Origin of the sequence: Haemophilus haemolyticus, from assembly GCF_003493605.1 — a bacterium.
Taxonomy (GTDB): Bacteria; Pseudomonadota; Gammaproteobacteria; order Enterobacterales; family Pasteurellaceae; genus Haemophilus; species Haemophilus haemolyticus_J.
In genome coordinates this window covers 108,521-131,205 of sequence record NZ_QQKA01000005.1, presented here as the reverse complement: position 1 = coordinate 131,205, position 22,685 = coordinate 108,521, and the positions used below count along the sequence as shown (strand labels likewise).

Below are 22,685 nucleotides of genomic sequence, written 5' to 3'. Positions count from 1 at the left end.
AACTCAGCAACTGAAGCGGGTAGATCGAAAGACGCAGCTGCTAACTCTGCAACAGAAGCAGGAAAAGCGAAAACAGCGGCGGAAGCGGCTCGTGATGCAGCTGCAAATTCAGCGACTGAGGCGGGTAAATCAAAAGATGCTGCTGCCAACTCAGCAACAGAAGCAGGCAAAGCAAAGAACGAGGCAGTAATAGCGCGTGATCAGGCTAAAGAAATTGAAACTCGTATCGAAAATTCAGGTTTGATTAGCAAAGATGGTAAAACAGCCTTCTCTGCAGATAACACAAGTAGTGGCAAAAATAAAAGTGCTACGGCTTCGGGTAAAAATTCAACTGCGTTAGGTTACGATGCAGAGGCGAATGGAGATTATTCAACTGCTCTGGGGCATTCTGCTTACGCAGAAAAAGAAGGTTCTACTGCAATTGGTCATAATGCACAGGCTAAAGCAAAAAATTCTGTTGCATTGGGTAATGGTTCAGTGGCTAACGAAGATGATACTGTATCAGTAGGTGATGTGTATCGTGAACGTCGAATTACAAACGTTCAAGATCCTAAAAACTTAACTGATGCAGCAAATAAACGCTATGTTGATCATTCTGTAAATTCAGTTCGTAATGAGCTAAAACAAACAGATAGAAAACTTCGTGGTGGGATCGCTGGTGCAGTTGCTATGGCAAATATTCCAACAGTGAGTAATGCAGGAGGCACAATGATTGGCTTGGGGGTTGGTAATTTTAAAGGTCAAAATGCAGTAGCGGTAGGCTTAAGTAAATCAAGTGATAATAACCGTATTCATTTCAAAGTGAGTGGCTCGGCAACCAGCGCAGGCGATTATGCTGTTGGTGGCGGTATTGGGTACCAATGGTAACAATCTATTAGCAAAAAACTCCCTCAATATTTTGAGGGAGTTTTTTTATTGTTTAAAGTGCCAGATTAATTCAATATGTCTAACACATATATTTTTCTGTTTATATGGGGATTGCGAGGTATTTTCTAATAAGATTTATATCTGACCGTTGTTTATAATTTAATAAAATATTAATGTAACTTATTATCTCTTGATAATAAAATAGCTTTAATAGCTTATTAATTTCCAAATAAAATAGTGCCTCCATTTACTGGGGTTAGCGTTCCATACAATAAACTCAAGGCAAAAAATAGCATTATTCCACCTGCTATTAATTTCACGATGCTTTCGCTTTTTCCTTTCGTATGTTTTGAACTATACCAACGCCCTAAGTGAATTGCAGTATTTCGTGCGTAACGTACAATTCCTGCGAAGGCTGACAACATAAGTCCTGTGCCGAAAGACATAGCCAATACAGCTAAAATTCCCCAGCCATAAAGATCAAGCATATAAGCTAAAAATAAAACGAAAATTGCACCGCTACATGGTCGCATGCCAATTGTTAGAATCACGAGAAATTGTGATTTTAGATTGGTTGCTTGTGCAGTTTGCGTGGGGCTTGGCAAATGTTGGTGTCCACAGCCACAGGTGTTTGGCTGAAAAGTGCGGTTATTTTTCACCGCACTTTTTTCGTGTAGGGAGAGGGGATTTAGGGATTTAATGGCCAATTTAGTTTTTTTACGATAGGCACGTAAACCTTGCCAAATCCAATAACAGCCGAGAAATACCAATAATAGCAAGGCAGCTCGTTCTAACCAAAGCTGACTTAATTTGAAATAACGTGATGATAGATTAAGTACTACAACGAGCAATGTTGTTGCTGTAATCGCGACAATGCCTTGCATTAAGGATGAAAGCAAGCTCAAGATAGTGCTTTGCTTTAATTGGCTTTCATGAGTGGAAAGATAGCTGGCGATAATAAATTTGCCGTGTCCTGGCCCGAGAGCATGGAGTACGCCGTAAACAAAGCTGGCGAAAATAAGCGTGATACCTGCCTTGATGCTATTATTTTGAATTTGATGTAAATTTTCCGAAATAAGTTGATTAAAATCTTTTTGCCATGCAGCAATATGTAAGAAAAACCAAGGGGAAAAATAGCCAAATAAGGCTAATGCAACAATCGATAACATTAGCACTGTTTTATATTTTTTCATTTCTACTCACATTGAATTATTATTTTTTGTGCGAATATCACGCCTAAGGAATCATCTTCGTTCTTTTGGGATTTATCAAGTGAAGATGCGTAGGCTTGGATTTTTTCATCTACATTAGGTTCAATTAATTTTCCTTGGCAATTTTTCGGAAGTGCGGAAAAATCTACCGCACTTTTTGAGGCGTAAGTCATCGCCACATAATAAGTGGGATCGTAAGTTTGTAAGCTAAATGTGTTTTTTTCTAACTTTTGAGAATGTGCGAGTGGCACATCAAAATAATATTGCAGTTGTAAACCTTGAACGTTAATGCCGTAATTTTTTGGGCGAGAGGAATATTTGATTTTATTATTTTGCTTGTCATATAAATAGCTGAAATAATGTTCGCTGACGATATTTCCCATGACATCATCAAGAAGTTTTTGTTTCTCCGATTTAGTTCTAGCTTGTTTCATATCATAAATAACCGCGGACGAACTTGGTTCATCCAACGTCCATTTCATTGAAAAGCCAGTAAGTTGATTATTTTCTACAATGGGCGTGCTTTGTATATCAATAAATGCATGGGGGTGAGATAAAGCACTGCAACTAAAGAATAGACCGAGTAATAATGAATACGTTTTCACAAAAAATCCTAATTATTTTGAACGTTAGCATTAGAAGTTGTTTATTCTACACGCAAAAACGAATTTTTCGGTCAAAAATATTGATGTAAATCAAAAAAACTCTCAATAGCATTTCCCTCGTCTCTGAATATTCAGTAACATTGCTCCCGTCAAGTAATTGCTTGATATTCATAAAGTTCCTAAATAAAATAATCATAAATATAGCTAAACTACTTTCCTGCCACCCGTTTCGGGTGGTTTTTTTTATCTAAGTCGAAAGATGCACTCTTGCATTGTGCATTTATTCTTATTATGATCAGCTCGAGTATAAGCAAGAGAATAATAGATGTTTAATTTAAAGCGTGAGCATTTTAGAGATGATTATCTTTATAGGTTTTATCAATATGGTGATGCTCATAGTAAGATTCCTTCTAATTTATCTAAAGTATTGGCAAGAAAATTGGATATGATAAGTGCTGCAGAAGACATCAATGATTTACGTTCTCCTCCAGCTAATCACTTAGAGTTGCTTGAGCCAAAAGAAAATAAAATTTATTCCATTCGAGTAAATAAACAATATCGCCTAATTTTTAAATATGAGAATAACGAAGTAAATAATTTATATTTAGATCCACATTCTTATAATTTATAAGGAAGATAATATGATGACGAGAAAACCCACCTCCGTTGGCGAAATTCTACAAGAAGAGTTTTTAGAACCTTTAAGTCTTAAAATTAATGATTTAGCTCAAATTTTAGATGTACATCGTAATACGGCAAGCAATATTGTTAATAATAGTTCACGAATTACGCTAGAAATGGCAGTTAAACTTGCTAAAGCATTTGAGACTACGCCTGAGTTTTGGCTTAATTTGCAAACACGTATTGATTTATGGGACCTTGAACACAATAAACGTTTTCAACAAAGCCTTGCGAATGTTAAGCCCGCTCTACATCGGCATGGCACTTCTGCATTTGCAATGTAATTTAAGTCCTAAAGTGTCTATTTAATTTAGAGAATACTTCACTCTAAATATTTACAAGTGGTTAGGTTTCGCCAAACTTTTGCAAAATCTGTCCACTTGTTTCCTATATTTTCGCCCTATTTTCCAGTAGAATAGGGCGAATTTTTTTGTGAGGAATTATTAATGTCATCTCAATTTGTGTATACGATGCATCGTGTCGGCAAAGTTGTGCCACCGAAGCGTCATATTTTGAAAGATATTTCTTTAAGCTTTTTCCCTGGTGCTAAAATCGGGGTTTTAGGTTTAAACGGTGCGGGTAAATCGACTCTTTTACGCATTATGGCAGGCGTAGATAAAGAGTTTGAAGGGGAGGCTCGTCCACAACCGGGTATTAAAATTGGGTATCTTCCGCAAGAACCAAAATTAGAACCGCAACAAACCGTGCGTGAAGCAGTGGAAGAAGCGGTTTCTGAAGTGAAAAATGCACTTACTCGTTTAGATGAAGTGTATGCGCTTTATGCGGATCCTGATGCAGATTTTGATAAATTAGCGGCAGAACAAGCGAACCTTGAAGCCATTATTCAAGCACACGATGGGCATAATTTAGATAACCAATTAGAGCGTGCCGCAGATGCATTACGTTTACCAGATTGGGATGCAAAAATTGAGCATTTATCAGGGGGCGAACGTCGCCGTGTGGCACTTTGCCGTTTATTGCTTGAAAAACCAGACATGCTCTTATTAGACGAACCAACTAACCACTTAGATGCGGAATCTGTGGCGTGGTTAGAACGCTTCTTACACGACTACGAAGGCACTGTTGTCGCAATTACCCACGACCGTTATTTCTTAGATAACGTGGCTGGCTGGATCTTAGAGCTTGACCGTGGCGAGGGCATTCCTTGGGAAGGTAATTATTCTTCTTGGTTAGAGCAAAAAGAGAAACGCTTAGAACAAGAACAAGCAGCTGAAAATGCCCGCCAAAAATCTATTGCGAAAGAATTAGAGTGGGTGCGTCAAAATCCTAAAGGCCGCCAAGCGAAAAGCAAAGCGCGTATGGCGCGTTTTGATGAATTGAACTCTGGCGAATATCAAAAACGAAACGAGACTAACGAACTCTTTATTCCACCTGGCCCACGCTTAGGCGATAAAGTGATTGAAGTGCAAAACTTAACCAAGTCTTATGGCGACCGTACTTTAATTGATGATTTATCATTCAGTATTCCAAAAGGTGCAATTGTTGGGATTATCGGGGCAAATGGTGCGGGTAAATCAACTTTATTTCGTATGCTTTCAGGTCAAGAACAACCAGATAATGGATCTATTACGATGGGCGAAACCGTTGTGCTTGCATCTGTGGATCAATTCCGTGACGCTATGGATGATAAGAAAACCGTGTGGGAAGAAGTGTCTAATGGACAAGACATTCTCACTATCGGCAACTTTGAAATTCCAAGCCGTGCTTATGTAGGTCGTTTCAACTTCAAAGGTGTGGATCAACAAAAACGCGTAGGCGAATTATCGGGTGGGGAACGTGGTCGTTTACATTTAGCGAAACTTCTACAACGAGGTGGTAACGTGCTATTACTGGACGAACCAACCAATGACTTAGATGTTGAAACCTTGCGTGCCTTAGAAAATGCGATCTTAGAATTCCCAGGCTGTGCAATGGTGATTTCCCATGACCGTTGGTTCTTAGATCGTATCGCAACGCATATTTTAGACTACGGCGATGAAGGTAAAGTGACGTTCTACGAAGGTAACTTCTCAGACTACGAAGAGTGGAAAAAGAAAACCTTAGGCGATGCCGCTACTCAGCCACATCGTATTAAATATAAACGTATTGCGAAGTAATTTAGATTGAGAAAGTGCGGTGGATTTTGACCGCACTTTTCTTACTTTTTTGGGAGTGATTATGTTAGTTCATTTACATATTTTTTTCGCCTTTGTAAGTTTGGCATTGTTAGTAATTCGTGGTGCAATGCAGCTTAATGGTAAAAATTGGCGTTCGATAAAATTATTAAAAATTTTACCGCACTTATCAGATACCTTGCTGATTGTTTCTGGTGTCGTCATTTTATATCTCTTTGTTTTTGATATTGAATGGTGGTTAGTGGCTAAATTCGCATTACTTATTTTGTATATCCTGTTTGCTGCGAAATTTTTCAGTAAAAAAGTTTCTCAACCCAAAAGTATTTTCTTTTGGCTTGCTTGCGTAAGTTTTATTGGTGCGATATTAATTGCCTATTTGAAATAAAACGATGTCATCTCGCCATCTGCAAATTTTAATCAGCAAAACTTTGCCGCTTGTGCCTGATAACGTATTGATTATCGGTGAAAGCGGCATTGCTTTTTCTAAAGCAATGAATTTGCTCGGACAAGAATTTGAACATATCTTATTTGATGGACGAAATGGCATTCATCTTGAAGCGCTAGCTATTGCCGCTGGAACACTGAAAATGGGCGGCACACTTTGTTTAGTGTTATCCGATTGGGAAAATTTATCTCAGCAACCAGATCAAGATAGTTTACGTTGGAATGGAAATCAGTCAGCAATCACCACGCCTAATTTTATTCATCATTTCAAACACTGCATTGAACGCTATCATTTTTCCATTTTAAGAGAGGAAAGCGCGGTTGAATTTTCCCCTGTTTTTTATTCTAACGAGCATCACAAAAATGCCACGTTAGCTCAGCAGCAAATTATTGATAATATTTTAAAAGCTGAGCAGGATGTTTATTTTCTAACCGCTAAGCGCGGAAGAGGAAAATCCGCCTTATTGGGGATGCTTGCTAACCAAATTCAGGCGCCTGTTTATCTCACTGCACCGAATAAAAGTGCGGTACATTCGGTTATCGAATTTTCAGAAGGAGGAATTGAATTTATCGCTCCCGATGAATTGGCTTTGAGGTTACAAGCTGAACCCCAATTTAGTCAATCCGCTTGGTTGCTCGTAGATGAAGCAGCGATGATTCCATTGCCGTTATTGCAAGAATATTCTCAATATTTTCAATATATTGTCTTCAGCACAACAATTCATAGCTACGAAGGAACGGGGCGTGGTTTCGAATTAAAATTTAAACGGAAAATTCACCGCACTTTTCAGCATTTTGAGCTTAAACAGCCTCTACGTTGGCAAGAAAATGATCCGTTAGAACATTTTATTGATGATCTTTTGTTGCTAAATGCCGAAGATGATTTTCAGCAATTTCCTTTTCAGCCTCATCTCCCTTATCAAATTCGAGAAGTGCAAAAACCACAGCATATTGCAGAGTTTTATGGCTTAATGACATTGGCGCATTATCGAACATCGCCACTCGATCTTCGCCGTTTATTTGATGGAGAAAATCAACGTTTTTATTTTGCCGAATATCAACAGAATTTGCTCGGTGCAATTTGGGCATTAGAAGAAGGAAATATGGCTGATGATGAGTTGATTATTCAAATTCAACAAGGCAAACGCCGTCCGAAAGGGAATCTTGTTCCACAAGCATTATGTTTCCATGAAAATCTGTCCCAAGCCTGTAAATTACGTTCCTTACGCATTTCTCGTATCGCGGTTCAGCCAAATTGGCAAAAACAGGGTATTGGTCAAAATCTAATGAAATTTATGGAAAATTCAGAAGTGGATTTTCTTTCGGTGAGTTTTGGCTACACCGACGAACTGGCAAAATTTTGGCAAAAGTGCGGTTTTGTTTTGGTGCATTTAGGTGAACATCAAGAAGCGAGTAGTGGTTGTTATTCAGCGATTGCCCTTAAAGGTATTTCCAAAGAAGGCTTGGCTTTAGTTGATACTGCGCACAAACAATTTCAGCGTGATATCCCTTTATCTTTTCATCCGTTCGCCATAAATTTTGAGCAAAATCAGCTTGATTGGCAGCTTGATGAATTCGATTGGATGAGCTTAAAAAACTTCGCTAATTTTCACCGCACTTTATTTTCGAGCGTTCCTGCGATAAGGCGTTTATTAAAATTAGCAGGCAAAGAAAATTTCCCATTAATTTCCGCTTATTTAACAAAAAAACAACTTCCCATTAACAAGAAAAAAGGCGTAGAATGGCTACGTTTAGAAATTAAACAATATTTAGACCGAGGAACTTTATGACAGAACAAACCGCAAAATCAAAAGGCTGGTTTAAACGCGCACTTGAAAAATATGATAATTTCATTAAAGAGTGGGGATTAGATCAACCTAATTGTAGCTGCGTGCCTATGTCAGCAACAGAAGATGAAAATGGTAATTTGAAGAAAGAGGAATCTCTTTTAAAGAAATAAATATTAACTGTTTTTTTAAACAGTAAATTTATTGAAAGATAATTCAAATTCCAGTACACTATGCGCCAATTTTTATACAAGATTGGCGCATTATTTATATTTATGAAAACGGCTTTTTTCCAACCTGATATTCCTACCCAACCCAATGATCACAAAATTTTAGGCAATGTATTACCAGGCGCTGATGCATTGGCGATCAGTGAAATTGCAGAGCAAAATCAAAATTTAACCGTAGTGGTGACACCAGATACACGAAGTGCGGTGCGTTTATCACGTGTTTTATCGGAATTAAGCAGCCAAAATGTATGCCTTTTTCCTGATTGGGAAACGTTGCCTTATGATACGTTTTCTCCCCATCAAGAAATTATTTCCTCTCGTTTAAGTGCGCTTTTCCATTTACAAAATGCGAAAAAAGGCATTTTCTTATTGCCGATTTCGACATTAATGCAACGCCTTTGCCCGCCACAATATTTACAACACAATGTGCTTCTGATTAAAAAAGGCGATCGCTTGGTCATTGATAAAATGCGCTTACAATTAGAAGCTGCGGGCTATCGTGCGGTGGAGCAAGTATTAGAACATGGTGAATATGCGGTTCGTGGAGCCTTGTTGGATCTTTTCCCAATGGGAAGTGCGGTGCCTTTTCGTCTTGATTTTTTTGATGATGAAATTGATTCCATTCGTACTTTTGATGTGGATACACAACGTACTCTTGATGAAATTAGCTCAATTAATCTTTTGCCAGCTCATGAATTTCCAACGGATGATAAAGGGATTGAATTTTTCCGTGCGCAATTTCGTGAAACCTTTGGTGAAATTCGCCGAGATCCCGAACATATTTATCAGCAAATCAGTAAAGGTACCTTGATTTCTGGCATTGAATATTGGCAGCCACTTTTCTTTTCTGAAATGGCGACGTTGTTTGATTATTTGCCAGAACAAACGCTGTTTGTGGATATGGAAAACAATCAAACGCAAGGTGAACGTTTTTATCAAGATGCCAAACAGCGTTATGAACAACGTAAAGTGGATCCGATGCGTCCGCTTTTACCGCCTGAAAAATTATGGCTCAATGTTGATGAAGTCAATCGCCGATTGAAATCTTATCCGCGCATTACATTTAAAGCGGAAAAAGTGCGGTCATCGGTACGCCAGAAAAATTTATCTGTTGCCGCTTTACCTGAAGTGACCATTCAATCCCAGCAAAAAGAACCATTGGGACAACTCCGCCAATTTATTGAGCATTTTAAAGGAAATGTACTGTTTTCTGTGGAGACGGAAGGTCGCCGAGAGACTTTGCTTGATTTGCTTTCACCATTAAAACTCAAGCCAAAACAAATTCAATCCTTGGAACAGGCTGAAAATGAAAAATTTAGCTTGTTAGTCAGCTCTCTTGAACAAGGTTTTATTATTGAACAATCGCTTTCTATTGCGATTATTGGCGAAGCTAATTTACTTGGTGAACGTGTTCAACAACGTTCTAGAGATAAACGTAAAACAATTAATCCTGACACGCTTGTACGCAATCTTGCCGAACTGAAAATAGGGCAACCCGTTGTGCATCTTGATCACGGTGTAGGGCGTTATGGCGGTTTGGTCACCTTAGATACAGGCGGCATTAAAGCAGAATATTTGCTGCTAAATTATGCAAATGAATCGAAACTTTATGTGCCCGTTACTTCATTACATCTGATTAGCCGTTATGTTGGTGGTTCTGATGAAAGTGCGCCATTACATAAATTGGGTAACGAGGCTTGGGCGAAATCACGCCAAAAAGCAGCGGAGAAAATTCGTGATGTGGCAGCCGAGTTATTAGATGTTTACGCACAACGTGAAGCAAAGAAAGGCTTTGCCTTTAAATATGATCGTGAAGAATTTCAACAATTTGCCGCAACTTTTCCTTTTGAAGAAACTTACGATCAGGAAATGGCAATTAATGCAGTAATTTCGGATATGTGCCAGCCAAAAGCAATGGATCGCCTTGTTTGTGGTGATGTAGGTTTTGGTAAAACTGAAGTAGCAATGCGTGCTGCATTTTTGGCTGTGATGAATCATAAGCAAGTAGCAGTGCTAGTGCCAACCACACTATTAGCCCAACAGCATTATGAGAATTTTAAAGATCGTTTTGCGAATTTGCCTGTGAACGTAGAAGTGTTATCGCGTTTCAAAACTGCAAAAGAACAAAAACAAATTCTGGAAAACCTTGCAGAGGGCAAAGTCGATATATTGATTGGTACCCATAAATTAATTCAATCAGATGTAAAATTTAGCGATCTTGGCTTGTTAATTATTGATGAAGAACACCGTTTTGGCGTGGGGCAAAAAGAGAAAATCAAACAGCTTCGTGCGAATATCGATATTCTTACGCTAACGGCAACGCCAATTCCTCGAACGCTTAATATGGCAATGAATGGCATTCGAGATCTGTCTATTATTTCTACGCCACCTGCGCGCCGATTAAGTATTAAAACCTTCGTTCGCCAGAATGATGATCTTGTTGTACGAGAAGCGATTTTGCGTGAAATCTTGCGTGGTGGGCAGGTTTATTATCTCCACAATGATGTCGCAAGCATTGAAAATACAGCAGAAAAACTGACCGCACTTGTGCCAGAGGCGCGAGTAATTGTAGGTCACGGACAAATGCGAGAACGTGAGTTAGAACGTGTGATGAGTGATTTTTATCATCAGCGTTATAACGTCTTAGTTTGTTCAACCATTATCGAAACGGGTATTGATGTGCCAACTGCAAATACCATTATTATTGAACGAGCGGATCATTTTGGTTTGGCTCAGTTGCATCAATTACGTGGACGAGTCGGGCGTTCACATCATCAGGCTTATGCTTATTTGCTTACGCCACCGCCAAAGATGATGACAAAAGATGCTGAACGCCGTCTAGATGCGTTGGAAAATCTTGATAATCTTGGGGCTGGTTTTATCTTGGCAACCCACGATTTAGAGATTCGTGGCGCTGGCGAATTACTCGGAAACGAACAAAGCGGACAAATTGAAAGCATCGGTTTTTCGCTTTATATGGAATTATTGGATGCAGCGGTTAAAGCGTTAAAAGAAGGGCGAGAACCATCATTAGAAGAATTGACGCAACAACAAGCGGATATTGAATTGCGCGTGCCTGCTTTATTGCCAGATGATTATTTAGGTGATGTGAATATGCGTTTATCCTTTTATAAACGTATTGCTGCAGCTGAGAGTAAATCAGAGTTGGACGAGTTAAAAGTTGAGTTGATAGATCGATTCGGATTATTGCCTGACGCGACAAAAAATCTACTGCAAATTGCAGAATTGCGTTTGTTGGTTGAGCCGTTGAAAGTTGTGCGAATTGATGCAGGAATGCAAGGCGGTTTTATTGAGTTTTCACCAAAAGCACAAGTGAATCCAGATAAATTTATTCAATTAATTCAAAAAGAACCTATTGTGTATCGATTTGATGGTCCATTGAAATTTAAGTTTATGAAAGACCTATCTGATAACAAAGTGCGGTTAGAATTTGTGGTGGATTTGTTAAGAACGATTGCGGCATAAAAAGAAGTCCGATCATTGTGATCGGACTTTTTTCTTAAATATATCAAGCAGATTATTGCACTAATAAATAGAAATTACTGTTACCTCGTAAAATATTAAGTGCAACTGCTGACGGTTCAGTTTCAAGCACTTTGTTTAATTCACGAATGTTTTCGATCATTTGACGATTAATACCAATAATAATATCGCCCGCTTTTAAACCACGTTGTGCAGCCAGCGAATTAGGTTGAATTTTTGTGATTTCAATGCCTTTAACGCCTTTTGCATCGTAGTCTTTCAATGTTGCGCCATCTAATGCAGGCAACTCAGTTTTTGAGGAAAGTTGGCTACCATCATCCGCTTGTAATTTCACTTTAACATCGTGGGATTTGCCATCACGTAAGTAAGTCAAGCTAATCTCTTTGCCTGCACCAGTGGTTGCAATTTTTGCACGCATTTCAGCAAAACTTGAGATTTTTTGACCGTTCATCGCCGTGATAATATCGCCCGCTTTAAGACCTGCTTTTTCAGCGGCAGATTTCGGTAAAACTTCGCTCACAAATGCGCCTTGTTGCGCGCTTACATTAAAGGCTTTGGCTAAATCAGCATTGAGTTCGCCACCTTTAATACCAAGCAATCCGCGACGCACTTGACCAAATTCTAAAATTTGTTGCACTAAATTGCTTGCTTGATTACTTGGAATCGCAAAGGCAATTCCTGCATTGCCACCGCTTGGAGAAATAATTGCTGTGTTAATTCCAATAAGTTCGCCATTTAAGTTTACTAATGCACCACCCGAATTACCGCGGTTTACGGCTGCATCGGTTTGAATATAGTTTTCATAAGTGCCACTGTCAGAACCTGTTGAACGACCCAATGCAGAAACAATACCTGATGTCACAGTTTGACCTAAACCAAATGGATTACCGATTGCAACAGTGAAATCGCCTACGCGTAATTTGTCGGAATCAGCAAATTTGATTTCTGTTAAATTACTTGGTTTTTCAAGTTGAACTAACGCGATATCTGATTGTTCATCTTTACCCACTAATTTTGCTTTAAATTCACGGCCATCTTGTAATTGCACGGTAATTTTATCAGCACCATCAATAACGTGATTATTGGTTAAAACATAGCCTTTGCTTGCATTGATAATGACACCAGAACCTAAACCACGGAAGTTACGTTTTGATTCACTACGTCCACCAAATTGTTCGGCAAAACGATCCCCAAAGAAGAATTTAAATTCTTCAGGAATATCATCTTGAAAAGGAGAACGTGAATCAACTTTGGCTTTCCCTTCAACGGAAAGCGTCACCACCGCAGGTTGAACTTTTTCTAACATTGGTGCAAGACTGTTTTGTTCCGAAATAAAACTTGGCAAAGTGGCTTGAGCAACAAATGATGTGCTTAATACACTTAATCCAAGTGCAATACTATTTAATACAAAACGTGTTTTTTTCATAAAATACTCCAAAATAGATTTCAGACAACGTGGTCTATAAGACAAAAATATAAAAAAAATGTTCAATAAGAGGAGAGCAAATTATCTTGTTTAAAAGGAAATCGGAGCAGTATAAAAACGACCTTACAAGTAGCAAATTCTATAAATTTATGTTCTAATACGCGCAATTTTCTAGTCAATAAAAAGGTCAAAAAATGAGCTGGATTAATCGAATTTTTAGTAAAAGTCCTTCTTCTTCCACTCGAAAAGCAAACGTGCCAGAAGGCGTATGGACAAAATGCACTGCTTGTGAACAAGTACTTTATAGTGAAGAACTTAAGCGTAATCTGTATGTTTGCCCGAAATGTGGTCATCATATGCGTATTGACGCCCGTGAACGTTTATTAAAATTATTAGACGAAGGTTCAAGCCAAGAAATTGCGGCAGATTTAGAACCAAAAGATATTTTAAAATTTAAAGATTTAAAGAAATATAAAGATCGTATCAGTGCGGCACAAAAAGAAACGGGCGAGAAAGATGCGTTAATTACCATGACAGGTACGCTTTATAATATGCCAATTGTTGTGGCTGCATCGAATTTTGCTTTTATGGGCGGTTCAATGGGTTCTGTGGTTGGGGCAAAATTTGTTAAAGCTGCGGAAAAGGCAATGGAAATGAATTGTCCCTTTGTATGTTTCTCTGCAAGTGGCGGTGCACGTATGCAAGAAGCCTTGTTTTCTTTAATGCAAATGGCAAAAACCAGCGCGGTGCTTGCCCAAATGCGTGAAAAAGGTGTGCCATTTATTTCAGTATTAACGGATCCGACCTTGGGCGGCGTATCAGCAAGTTTTGCGATGTTAGGGGATTTAAATATTGCAGAACCAAAAGCCTTAATTGGTTTTGCTGGCCCTCGTGTTATTGAACAAACTGTACGTGAAAAACTTCCAGAGGGTTTCCAACGTAGTGAGTTTTTACTTGAGAAAGGGGCTATTGATATGATCGTGAAACGTTCAGAAATGCGTCAAACTTTAGCAAGTGTACTAAGTAAATTAACGAATCAACCTTCTCCTTTTGTAGAGCCTGAACTGATTTCAGAAGATGAATAATATGCAACTTAAAGCCACTTCGCCACTCGCTGAGTGGCTTTCTTATTTAGAAAAAAGCCATTTTAAACCCATTGATCTCGGTTTAGACCGTATTAAATCCGTGGCAGAAAAATTGGATTTACTTCATCCCGCCCCTTATGTGATAACGGTAGGTGGAACGAATGGTAAAGGCACGACCTGTCGCTTATTAGAAACGATTCTGCTTAATCACGGATTACGTGTGGGCGTGTATTCTTCGCCTCATTTACTACGTTATAACGAGCGAGTACGTATTCAAAATCAAGATTTACCCGATGAAGAACATACCGCCTCTTTTGCTTTTATTGATGAAAACAAAACAGAATCGCTGACTTATTTTGAATTTAGCACCCTTTCTGCATTGCATTTATTTAAGCAAGCAAAGTTAGATGTGGTGATTTTAGAAGTGGGGCTGGGCGGACGTTTAGATGCGACCAATATTGTGGATAGCCATCTTGCTGTGATTACTAGCATCGATATTGATCACACCGATTTTCTTGGGGATACCAGAGAGGCTATTGCTTTTGAAAAAGCAGGAGTTTTCCGCAAAAATTGCCCTGTCGTGATTGGCGAACCTAATGTTCCGCAAACAATGTTAGATCAGGCTGAAAAATTACATTGCCAAGTTGCTCGTCGTGATGTGGATTGGTCGTTTGAGCAAAATGCTGAAAATTGGCAATGGCAAAATAAAAAAGTGCGGTTAGAAAATTTGCCGTTTTGTCAGATTCCATTGGCGAATGCCGCAACGGCTCTTGCTGCTGTTCAATGTTTACCTTTTGATATTTCAGAACAGACTTTGCGAAAATCTTTGCAAGAGGTTGAACTGGTTGGTCGTTTTCAAGCAATAAAAGCAGATAGACGCGAAAAATTAGCTGATTACCTTGGCGTACCAGTTGAAACCTTGCCAACAATTATCGTTGATGTGGGGCATAATCCTCATGCTGCTAAATATTTATCTGAAAAATTGACCGCACTTAAATGCAACATTGAGGGCAAAATGATTGCCGTATGTGGGATGCTCAAAGACAAAGATGCAAATGGGGTATTTGCGCATTTAACGCCTATAATTGACGAATGGTATTGTGTAACCTTAGGCGGTTATCGCGGGCAGTCAGGCGATGAATTAGCAGAGAAATTGAAAAGTCATTTCCCACACGTTCAAGTTACATCAGATAATTCTGTTATGGATGGGGTGCGTATAGCACTCAAAAGTGCGGTGAAAAATGATGTGGTTTTAGTCTTTGGATCTTTCCACACCGTTGCCGAATTTTGGGCTGTGGTGGAATAAAATTTATCATTAAAACAAAGGGCTGATATTTAAAATCAGCCCTTTGTCTTTTTAAAAGGGGATTATCTCCCCAGATTAATGATTACCAATGATAGCCAACACCGACACCCGCTGAATAATCCTTACTGGTATTTGCCGTACCGACAAATTTTACAACGGTTTTCCCATTATCAGACATTCTTGAATAGCTAACTGCCACAGCTGAAGAGCCTGCAGAAATACCACTACCCGCAGCAAACATTGATTTACCTGGAATAGTCGATTGTGGTAATGCAGCCGCAGCAGCGATTGTTGCACTTAATCCATTTACGCGTTTATCAAGTTTATTAACACGATTTTCAAGATGATGAATGCGTTGATCCATAATACGGATTTCTTGTGGTTTCATTCCAGTTGGACCTTGAGGACCAATAGGACCCGTATCTCCTTTATCGCCTTTAGAACCTGTTGCTCCAGTATCACCTTTATCGCCTTTAGGACCTGTTGCTCCAGTATCACCTTTATCGCCTTTAGAACCTGTTGCTCCAGTATCACCTTTATCGCCTTTAGGACCTGTTGCTCCAGTATCACCTTTATCGCCTTTAGGACCTGTTGCTCCAGTATCACCTTTATCGCCTTTAGGACCTGTTGCTCCAGTATCACCTTTATCGCCTTTAGGACCTGTTGCTCCAGTATCACCTTTATCGCCTTTAGGACCTGTTGCTCCAGTATCACCTTTATCGCCTTTAGGACCTGTTGCTCCAGTATCACCTTTATCGCCTTTAGGACCTGTTGCTCCAGTATCACCTTTATCACCTTTAGGACCCGCAACTCCTGCATCACCCGTTGTATTTTTCGTATTCGAGCCTACAAAAATAAAGTCACCTTTAGAATCAGTACGTTTTTCTGCATATAAACCATCTCCAAAATCCATGCGCAAGCCATTGACTAAAAGATCTTTTGCAACTTCTGTTGTACCAATTGGTGTTGAGGCATCACCCTTCGCTCCTCCTGTGTAGAAAGAAGCTCGAGGAATAAAACTAAAGAGTTGTGAACCATTGATTGCATCGGTACTCTCTGCTGAAATTAAGCCTGGCGCAACGTGTTGGATTCGGCGAGTTTCTGTTCCATTACCTACGCTAAATACACCTACAACATTTTCTCCACCTGCAAAATTAGCAAAATTTTTAACCGCACTTCTAGCAGTTGTATAATAGCCAATATCTTGAGATGTGTAGGTATTAGTACCCTTTGTATAATTTGAAGTAGATACTGTGGTTGCATTACTGCCTATTGCCACACTCTTTGCAATGCTTGCATTTGCTTGATAACCTAAAGCCAAAGATCGTACTTCTGAAGCTTTACTTTCATTTCCGAATGCTGCTGCATCCTCTTTCGTGGCTACTGCTTGTTTACCAACTGCAATTGCATAGTTTACAGTCAGACCTGATGATTTTATTTTACGAACTTTTCTCTTTGTACCATCAGATTGTGTTTCTTCCACGTCCTCGTATTCACGACCAGCTTCATGACCAATAGAGATGTTGTCATGACCAGTGAGTTTATTTCCAGCATTTTTACCCATTGCAAGGTTATTATCACCAGCTACATCATTGCCTGCTTGGTATCCTGCTGCATAGTTATTGCTACCTGTTACGTTTTTACCCGCTTCGGCACCTGCTACAAAGTTACTATTACCAACAACATTGCTACCACTGTTGTAACCGAGTACCGTATTGAAGTTACCTTCAATTTCATTTCCGGCAATTTTACCGAGCGCGATATTGCTTTCTCCGATAATCTTATTGCCCGAATATACGCCAACAGCGAAGTTATCTTGTCCTGCAATTAAGTTACCTGCATTAAATCCTAATGCAATGTTGTGTTCTGCACCATCTACAGGTTTAAGATTGGCTACATTGCTAATATCTCCATCTGCATTCCAAGTTGGTTCGGCAAAACCTTGGGCTTTTTCCTCTGCTGTTAATTTATATTTATAACCAACATAACGTCCTGATCGCTCAGCAAAAGCTAAGTTAAAGTTACCAATGATGCTATTTCCTGATTTTTTGCCAAAGGCCATATTATTCCATCCTTTAGATTGACCATATTTGTCATCAGCGTTTGTTGCGCTAGCATTTTTTATATAGCCATCAACATTTTGTCCTGCATATGGACCAAAAGCATAGTTGTAATTCCCTTTTACATTTTGACCTGCGTTTTGACCGATTGCGACGTTATGACTACCCGTTGTTTTATGACCTGAATCTCGCCCTGCCATAAAGTTCTCATCACCAGATACGTGCCATCCTGCACTATATCCTAAAGCGTAGTTGTAGGAGCCTGTTGTTTCTTGACCTGCTTTGTAGCCTATGCTTACATTGTAGCTTCCTTTTGACTCATAGTTTGCTCCTTCACCAAAGGAAAAATTGTAAGTCCCCTTCTTACCAAAATCGAGGCCATGAGAGTAAGCATTTAGACCAAAAGTAAAATTATAATCGCCATTCACCCGTCGACCAGAGTTTTCACCTATGCTGAAATTATAATTGCCACCACCATTCCATCCTGCACCTTTACCAAATACAAATTTATATGTGCTATTCCCCCAACTAGAATCAGCAGCATTGTCTCCCATTGCAAAGATGTATTTAGCAGTGCCGTCATCATTACCTGCAGCATGACCCGCTCCCTCGCCAATCACCAGGCTATAGGAGCCGCCAAATTTTGGCTTCCCTGTTGTATTCATAATATTATTACGGGCTTTTAGGTAGAAACTAGGACCATCACCAGCAAAGATATTCTGACCATGTTCAGTGGTATCATGAGGGTCATAGGTAGGTGGCGTTCCTGCAATAACATTATTAGGATACGCCCCAAACGAATAAGTGGACCACAAAGCCAAAGCAATTAGAGAATAAGAAAAAGAAGTTTTTGTATTCATAATAAAAATCGTATAAAAGAAGAATTTATTACGACAGAAGAAAATTGATTAGATCTAATAGATAGATCCTTATCTTTTCTGTCACCAAATAACAGGAAAAGAGAAGTACTACATTGAATTTTAGTGAGAGATTGGGATTTTAATTTTTTCGATGTGTAACATAGTTACACATCCCCCTGTAGTACTACAGGGCGTTTACACGCCCTGATTATTCTCTTTGTTATTCATTATTTCCAAGAATATTTCACACCCACGGTGCCTTGGTAGCCTTTGTGTTGGTTGCTATCGAATGATTTTTCATAGCGAGCATCCGCATAAAGGTAAGTGTTTTCACTTAAGGAGAATTGAGAGCCTAAGCCTAATTCCCACCAAGTGCGGTCAAATTTCTCGGTTAATTTGTCACGACCAATTAATGCATTGCCTGTTGCTTTAAAATCGTGCCAAATATTACCGATGAAATAATAGGTGCGAGTGCGTTGTTTATCATTTGGTTTGTTATATGCCAAACGGAAACCAACACGGCCACGCAAGCCATAACCTTTTTGCGAAACTGCACGAGTGCCATCGTTAAAATCACCCAAGCGCAAGTATTGAGCAATAAGTTGTGCTTGTGGCTCTAAAATCCAGCTATCCCCGTTGTTGGTTTTATCTTTACCTAATGCGTAAGGACGACCAGTTTCCACTGAAAGGGCAGCACCCCAGCCGTGATTTTTCGCACTTGTGCCATCAACCGATGAATAACGGTTATTTAACCAAGAAAGCTGCCCCACCCAGTCAATATAAGTGCCATTTTCATTGTAACGCGTATCAGTTACACCAAGATTAAGTGCGGTAGTTTTTACGCGAGAAGTTAATTTATCTGCGATCACGACACCGTTTTTCGCGCGGTATTCATCATAGAATTTGCTGTGAGAACGTAACGCGCCGAAATACAAGCCAGTAAAACGACGAGTGAGCTTGCCCTCATCATCTTGTTTGGTTTTGACATCAAAGTCGTGCCCCACTTGGAAACCGTACATATTGGTTTTTAAACCAAAACGTTCTTTGCCATCGAGTTTGAGGTGTTTGCCAATCACACGCCCCCAAGATTGTTTTTCCACATCTTGCCAATAACTGCCTTGTTTATCCCAAGAAAGGGTTTGGTTTTCGCCACGACGTTGGTGAAGTGTATCCAACATTGTATAGCCTAATTCCAAGTTTTGGCGAGGAACAAGCGTATAAGCAACCGCACTTGGCGTGATAATTACAGGCCCTGTTGGCGGTGCGACAGGCGGCTGCGGTGCAGGTTCTGGCTCTGGCTGAGGTTGTGGCTTAGGCTGTGGCTGCGGCGCAGGTTCTGGCTCTGGCTGAGGTTGTGGCTGAGGATGCGGTTGCGGCGCAGGGTCTGGCTCTGGCTGAGGTTGTGGCTGAGGATGCGGTTGCGGCGCAGGGTCTGGCTCAGGCCAAGGTTGTGGCTGAGGATGCGGTTGCGGTGCAGGGTCTGGCTCAGGCCAAGGTTGTGGTTGAGGATGTGGTTGCGGTGCAGGATCTGGCTCAGGCTGAGGTTGTGGCTGAGGATGCGGTTGTGGCGCAGGACTTGGATCAGGCTGAGGTTGTGGCTGTGGCTGTGGTTGCGGTGCAGGGTCTGGCTCAGGCTGAGGCTGAGGTTGTGGCTGAGGCTGTGGTTGCGGTGCAGGATCTGGCTCAGGCTGAGGTTGTGGCTGAGGATGCGGTTGTGGCGCAGGACTTGGATCAGGTTGTGGTTCAGGTTGAGGCTGTGGATTAAGTGCTGTAACGGTCCAGAAATATTCAGTTTTACCATCAACTTCACGAGAGGCTAATTGCACTTCTCCTGCACCAGTGGTTCTGGCGGTTCCGCTGAAGGTTGGGCGAGTTTTATATGGAGTACCAGCTAGAGCAGATTCACCTTTATGACCATCATCTAAACCCAAAACTCTTACGACTGGTGCACTAATCTTGTGCAAATCTGCAGCGATACTTGCAATAGAACCATCAATAATGTTTTCTTGGCCGTTTTTACTTACTGAAATTACAGTTGTTTTTCCAGAAGCATCCCCCGTGATTTCAAGTAAATCAGATTGAGAATTTCCTCCTTGATCATCGCCCGGCGAGTTCCATTCTGTATTAACTTTTAACAAGCCGTTATTACCAACATAATTCCCTTCAATGGTAAGTTTGTCGGCATAGGATTGATTGGCAAGGGTGATGACACCGCCGTTGGTGAATGTTCCCTTTTCAAAAACAGAACTTATACCCTCTAATAACACACCTGTGGTTGCTTGGGTAAATTTACTTTTATCAAGTCGAATTTCACCATCTGTTGTTTTTAATAAACCTTCTGTAATCTCTAATGTACCCTCTTTAACTTTGATTAGCCCCAATGTATTTTTTATTTCTATTATTCCATTTTCAATTTTTAATGGTTTTGTTATGGTAATATATTCAAAACTATTATTATATGTTTCTTCTGTACCATTCGCTTTGGTTAATGTACCAGATGTTATTTTTAATAAACCCTTAGCATTAGAAATTTCACCCTCAGTAATATTTTTCTGAATATTCTTCTCTTTTGCTCCGTGCTTTAATACCACTTTATAATCAGAACCTAGGTTAGTAGAGTTTTTTGAAGCATCTAATGTACCACCATTCAGTATAACGTCATAAGCTGTAGAACGTTGTTCATTTTCATTTTCTTTTTTCTTTAATGTCCAAACGGCTTTATTGTTCACATTCATTGTTAAACTTGAACCAATATCTTGATGAACTAAACCTATTAATTGTGCGCCATCGCTAAAGGTAGCTGTAAGCTGTGAAGTTGCTTTAGCTGTGTTTTTTGCAATATTAATTTCTTCTGATTTTGCGTATATCGCCCAGCCATTTCGTGCGGCAGTGGCGGTGGATTGGTCGCCTTTTAAAGTAAATTTAGCGTTGGTTACGTTGAAGCTTTCAGTATTGAAGTATTCATCAAGTAATGCCAATCCTTGTCTTGCTAAATCAGGTAATCTGCGATCATATAATCCTCCAAATGCTAATGCCAGTCTTGCACCACTATAGACGTCACCTTCTTTTTTATAGCGAGCATTGGCTAAAATAAGTGATTCATCGTCTGAATTTGTGGATAATTCTGTATTATTTAATGTGACTTCATTGTTTTCATTATGTTTTCCTCGAGTAAATAATTCTTTGTAGATTCCACGAAAATTAACTGTTCCTAAACCTTCATAATCTACAGTATCAAACACAATAGCGTTGGTACTAGCTTGGATTTTAGATATATCATTAGAATTTACTTCAAATTTGGAATTTTGATCAAATAATCGGACAGCTCCTGACCCTGTATGTATTTTATTTTTGTGATCTTTATATGTTCCGTTTGTTCCAGTAGTATCTACGGTGAGTTGTCCATTTGCGACAACAGATGCACCACTGCCACTATCATTTTTTCCAGGTTTACCAATTTTAATTCCCGCAGAATTTATCCCATTGCCTTTTACAACAATATGTGTTTTTCCATCAAATATGGCACTAGAGTCGTTTCCCGAAACATAAACGCCTACTAAATAATCCGCTACTTTTTTATCACTTACATCTTCTACATTAATATCTACTTCTTTTGTAGCGTGAAATATCGGTGTTGAACCATTACTACGGTAAACTTTAATACCTGACATTTGGTATCCACTTTCAAATTCTGCAGGAAAATTTCCCTTAGTAAATTTCCCTTTTACGGTATCGTTGGTGTTTTTTACGGTAATATTGGCATTTTCTACATCAACACGGGTGTTATCAGTGTCTTTCCCCCCATTATAGTTATACCCTACAGCAAGCCCATAAGCTGCATCACTATCTGGAGAATTTCCTGTATTTTCATTACGATTGGATTTAGTAACATCAATATTAAGATTTTTAATATTGGCAGTTGAATTGCCACGAACAATCATTCCTTTAGGGCGGTTGTTCACTGCAGATGGTTCTTGAGTTACTTTTATTTCAAAAGTATCAGCTGTAAGCTTTGAATCTTGAACTGTAATAGGGATAGGTTCACCATCTCCATTAGTTGCAACTTTAAGAGTTAGATTTTCTGTGCCTGTGAGAGTGAGATGTGCGCCTGAATTTACAGATATACCATTATCTGTTAGTTCATCCTCATCTCCAACGATTGTTCTATCAACGTTTATACTTTGTGTTAAAGCAGCATAGGCTGGAGTTGTACTAAGTGAATAATAGGTAGTAGAAAGGGCAGAAGAGATTAGAATACTAAGAAGTTTTTTTTTACAATTTTGCTTGCTTGCTTGCTTGCTTGCTTGCTTGCTTGCTTGCTTTTGGGATTCTTGTTTCATAATTTAACCTAACAAAGTTGTGAGTTCAACGACAATCAAAGTAAATCCTTTAGCATAAAACAGGATCTTCCTTATCGGCTGAATTTTAATCAGTTTGTGTTTATTTAACAAGTTTAGATTAGTGTGATTTTAGAAAAATAGAAG

Annotated in this window: 15 protein-coding genes; 10 read left to right on the top strand and 5 right to left on the bottom strand. The window is 39.4% G+C overall.

What is annotated here, in order from left to right:
• Positions 1-867 (top strand): YadA family autotransporter adhesin (locus tag DV424_RS05300; RefSeq protein ID WP_239993573.1); only part of this gene is annotated, 867 nt, incomplete at its 5' end.
• Between the two features lie 218 nt (positions 868-1,085).
• On the opposite strand, the gene zevB is transcribed toward DV424_RS05300, so the two are convergent.
• Together zevB and zevA are read right to left on the bottom strand one after the other, a co-directional pair.
• On the bottom strand, positions 1,086-2,060 hold the full coding sequence (zevB, locus tag DV424_RS05295; protein ID WP_118859314.1) for a zinc transporter permease subunit ZevB: 975 nt from the start codon (positions 2,058-2,060) through the stop codon (positions 1,086-1,088).
• Positions 2,061-2,062: 2 nt separating this feature from the next.
• Complete coding sequence (gene zevA, locus DV424_RS05290; protein WP_118859313.1) at positions 2,063-2,683, bottom strand: zinc transporter binding subunit ZevA; 621 nt, start codon at positions 2,681-2,683, stop codon at positions 2,063-2,065.
• Positions 2,684-3,008: 325 nt separating this feature from the next.
• On the opposite strand from zevA, the gene DV424_RS05285 reads away from it, so the two are divergent.
• The 7 genes from DV424_RS05285 to mfd all read left to right on the top strand — a co-directional run bounded on the left by DV424_RS05285 (position 3,009) and on the right by mfd (position 11,446).
• Positions 3,009-3,314, top strand: a complete 306-nt coding sequence (locus tag DV424_RS05285; RefSeq protein WP_012054677.1) for a type II toxin-antitoxin system RelE/ParE family toxin — start codon at positions 3,009-3,011, stop codon at positions 3,312-3,314.
• Positions 3,315-3,324: 10 nt separating this feature from the next.
• A complete protein-coding gene (locus DV424_RS05280) occupies positions 3,325-3,648 on the top strand; it encodes a HigA family addiction module antitoxin (protein WP_118859312.1) in 324 nt (107 codons plus the stop codon).
• A gap of 162 nt (positions 3,649-3,810) precedes the next feature.
• Positions 3,811-5,481, top strand: coding sequence for an energy-dependent translational throttle protein EttA (gene ettA / locus DV424_RS05275; RefSeq protein WP_044364316.1), 1,671 nt, complete (start codon positions 3,811-3,813; stop codon positions 5,479-5,481).
• A 61-nt stretch (positions 5,482-5,542) separates the two neighbouring features.
• Complete coding sequence (locus tag DV424_RS05270) at positions 5,543-5,884, top strand: SirB2 family protein (RefSeq protein ID WP_192880655.1); 342 nt, start codon at positions 5,543-5,545, stop codon at positions 5,882-5,884.
• Between the two features lie 4 nt (positions 5,885-5,888).
• The gene (locus tag DV424_RS05265) at positions 5,889-7,733 is read left to right on the top strand and encodes a tRNA(Met) cytidine acetyltransferase TmcA (RefSeq protein WP_118859310.1); all 1,845 of its coding nucleotides are present in this window, start codon (positions 5,889-5,891) and stop codon (positions 7,731-7,733) included.
• Complete coding sequence (locus DV424_RS08905) at positions 7,730-7,903, top strand: DUF5363 domain-containing protein (RefSeq protein ID WP_192877464.1); 174 nt, start codon at positions 7,730-7,732, stop codon at positions 7,901-7,903. The genes DV424_RS05265 and DV424_RS08905 overlap by 4 nt, the downstream gene beginning before the upstream one ends.
• A 102-nt stretch (positions 7,904-8,005) precedes the next feature.
• Positions 8,006-11,446, top strand: a complete 3,441-nt coding sequence (mfd, locus tag DV424_RS05260; protein ID WP_118859320.1) for a transcription-repair coupling factor — start codon at positions 8,006-8,008, stop codon at positions 11,444-11,446.
• Positions 11,447-11,498: 52 nt separating this feature from the next.
• Here the strand turns inward: mfd and DV424_RS05255 are convergent, their stop codons facing one another.
• On the bottom strand, positions 11,499-12,890 hold the full coding sequence (locus tag DV424_RS05255) for a DegQ family serine endoprotease (RefSeq protein ID WP_118859309.1): 1,392 nt from the start codon (positions 12,888-12,890) through the stop codon (positions 11,499-11,501).
• Between the two features lie 194 nt (positions 12,891-13,084).
• On the opposite strand from DV424_RS05255, the gene accD reads away from it, so the two are divergent.
• Together accD and folC are read left to right on the top strand one after the other, a co-directional pair.
• Entirely contained in the window at positions 13,085-13,975 is an 891-nt protein-coding gene (gene accD / locus DV424_RS05250; protein ID WP_044364308.1) for an acetyl-CoA carboxylase, carboxyltransferase subunit beta, read from the top strand.
• Position 13,976: 1 nt separating this feature from the next.
• Entirely contained in the window at positions 13,977-15,281 is a 1,305-nt protein-coding gene (gene folC / locus DV424_RS05245; protein WP_192880654.1) for a bifunctional tetrahydrofolate synthase/dihydrofolate synthase, read from the top strand.
• Positions 15,282-15,363: 82 nt separating this feature from the next.
• Here folC and DV424_RS09025 read toward each other — a convergent pair whose 3' ends face one another.
• Positions 15,364-18,201, bottom strand: a complete 2,838-nt coding sequence (locus DV424_RS09025; protein WP_118859307.1) for a YadA-like family protein — start codon at positions 18,199-18,201, stop codon at positions 15,364-15,366.
• A 227-nt stretch (positions 18,202-18,428) separates the two neighbouring features.
• Positions 18,429-22,541 carry an autotransporter outer membrane beta-barrel domain-containing protein gene (locus tag DV424_RS05235; RefSeq protein WP_239993572.1) on the bottom strand — a complete coding sequence of 1,371 codons (4,113 nt, stop codon included), beginning with the start codon at positions 22,539-22,541 and terminating at the stop codon, positions 18,429-18,431.
• Between the last annotated feature and the right edge of the window lie 144 nt (positions 22,542-22,685).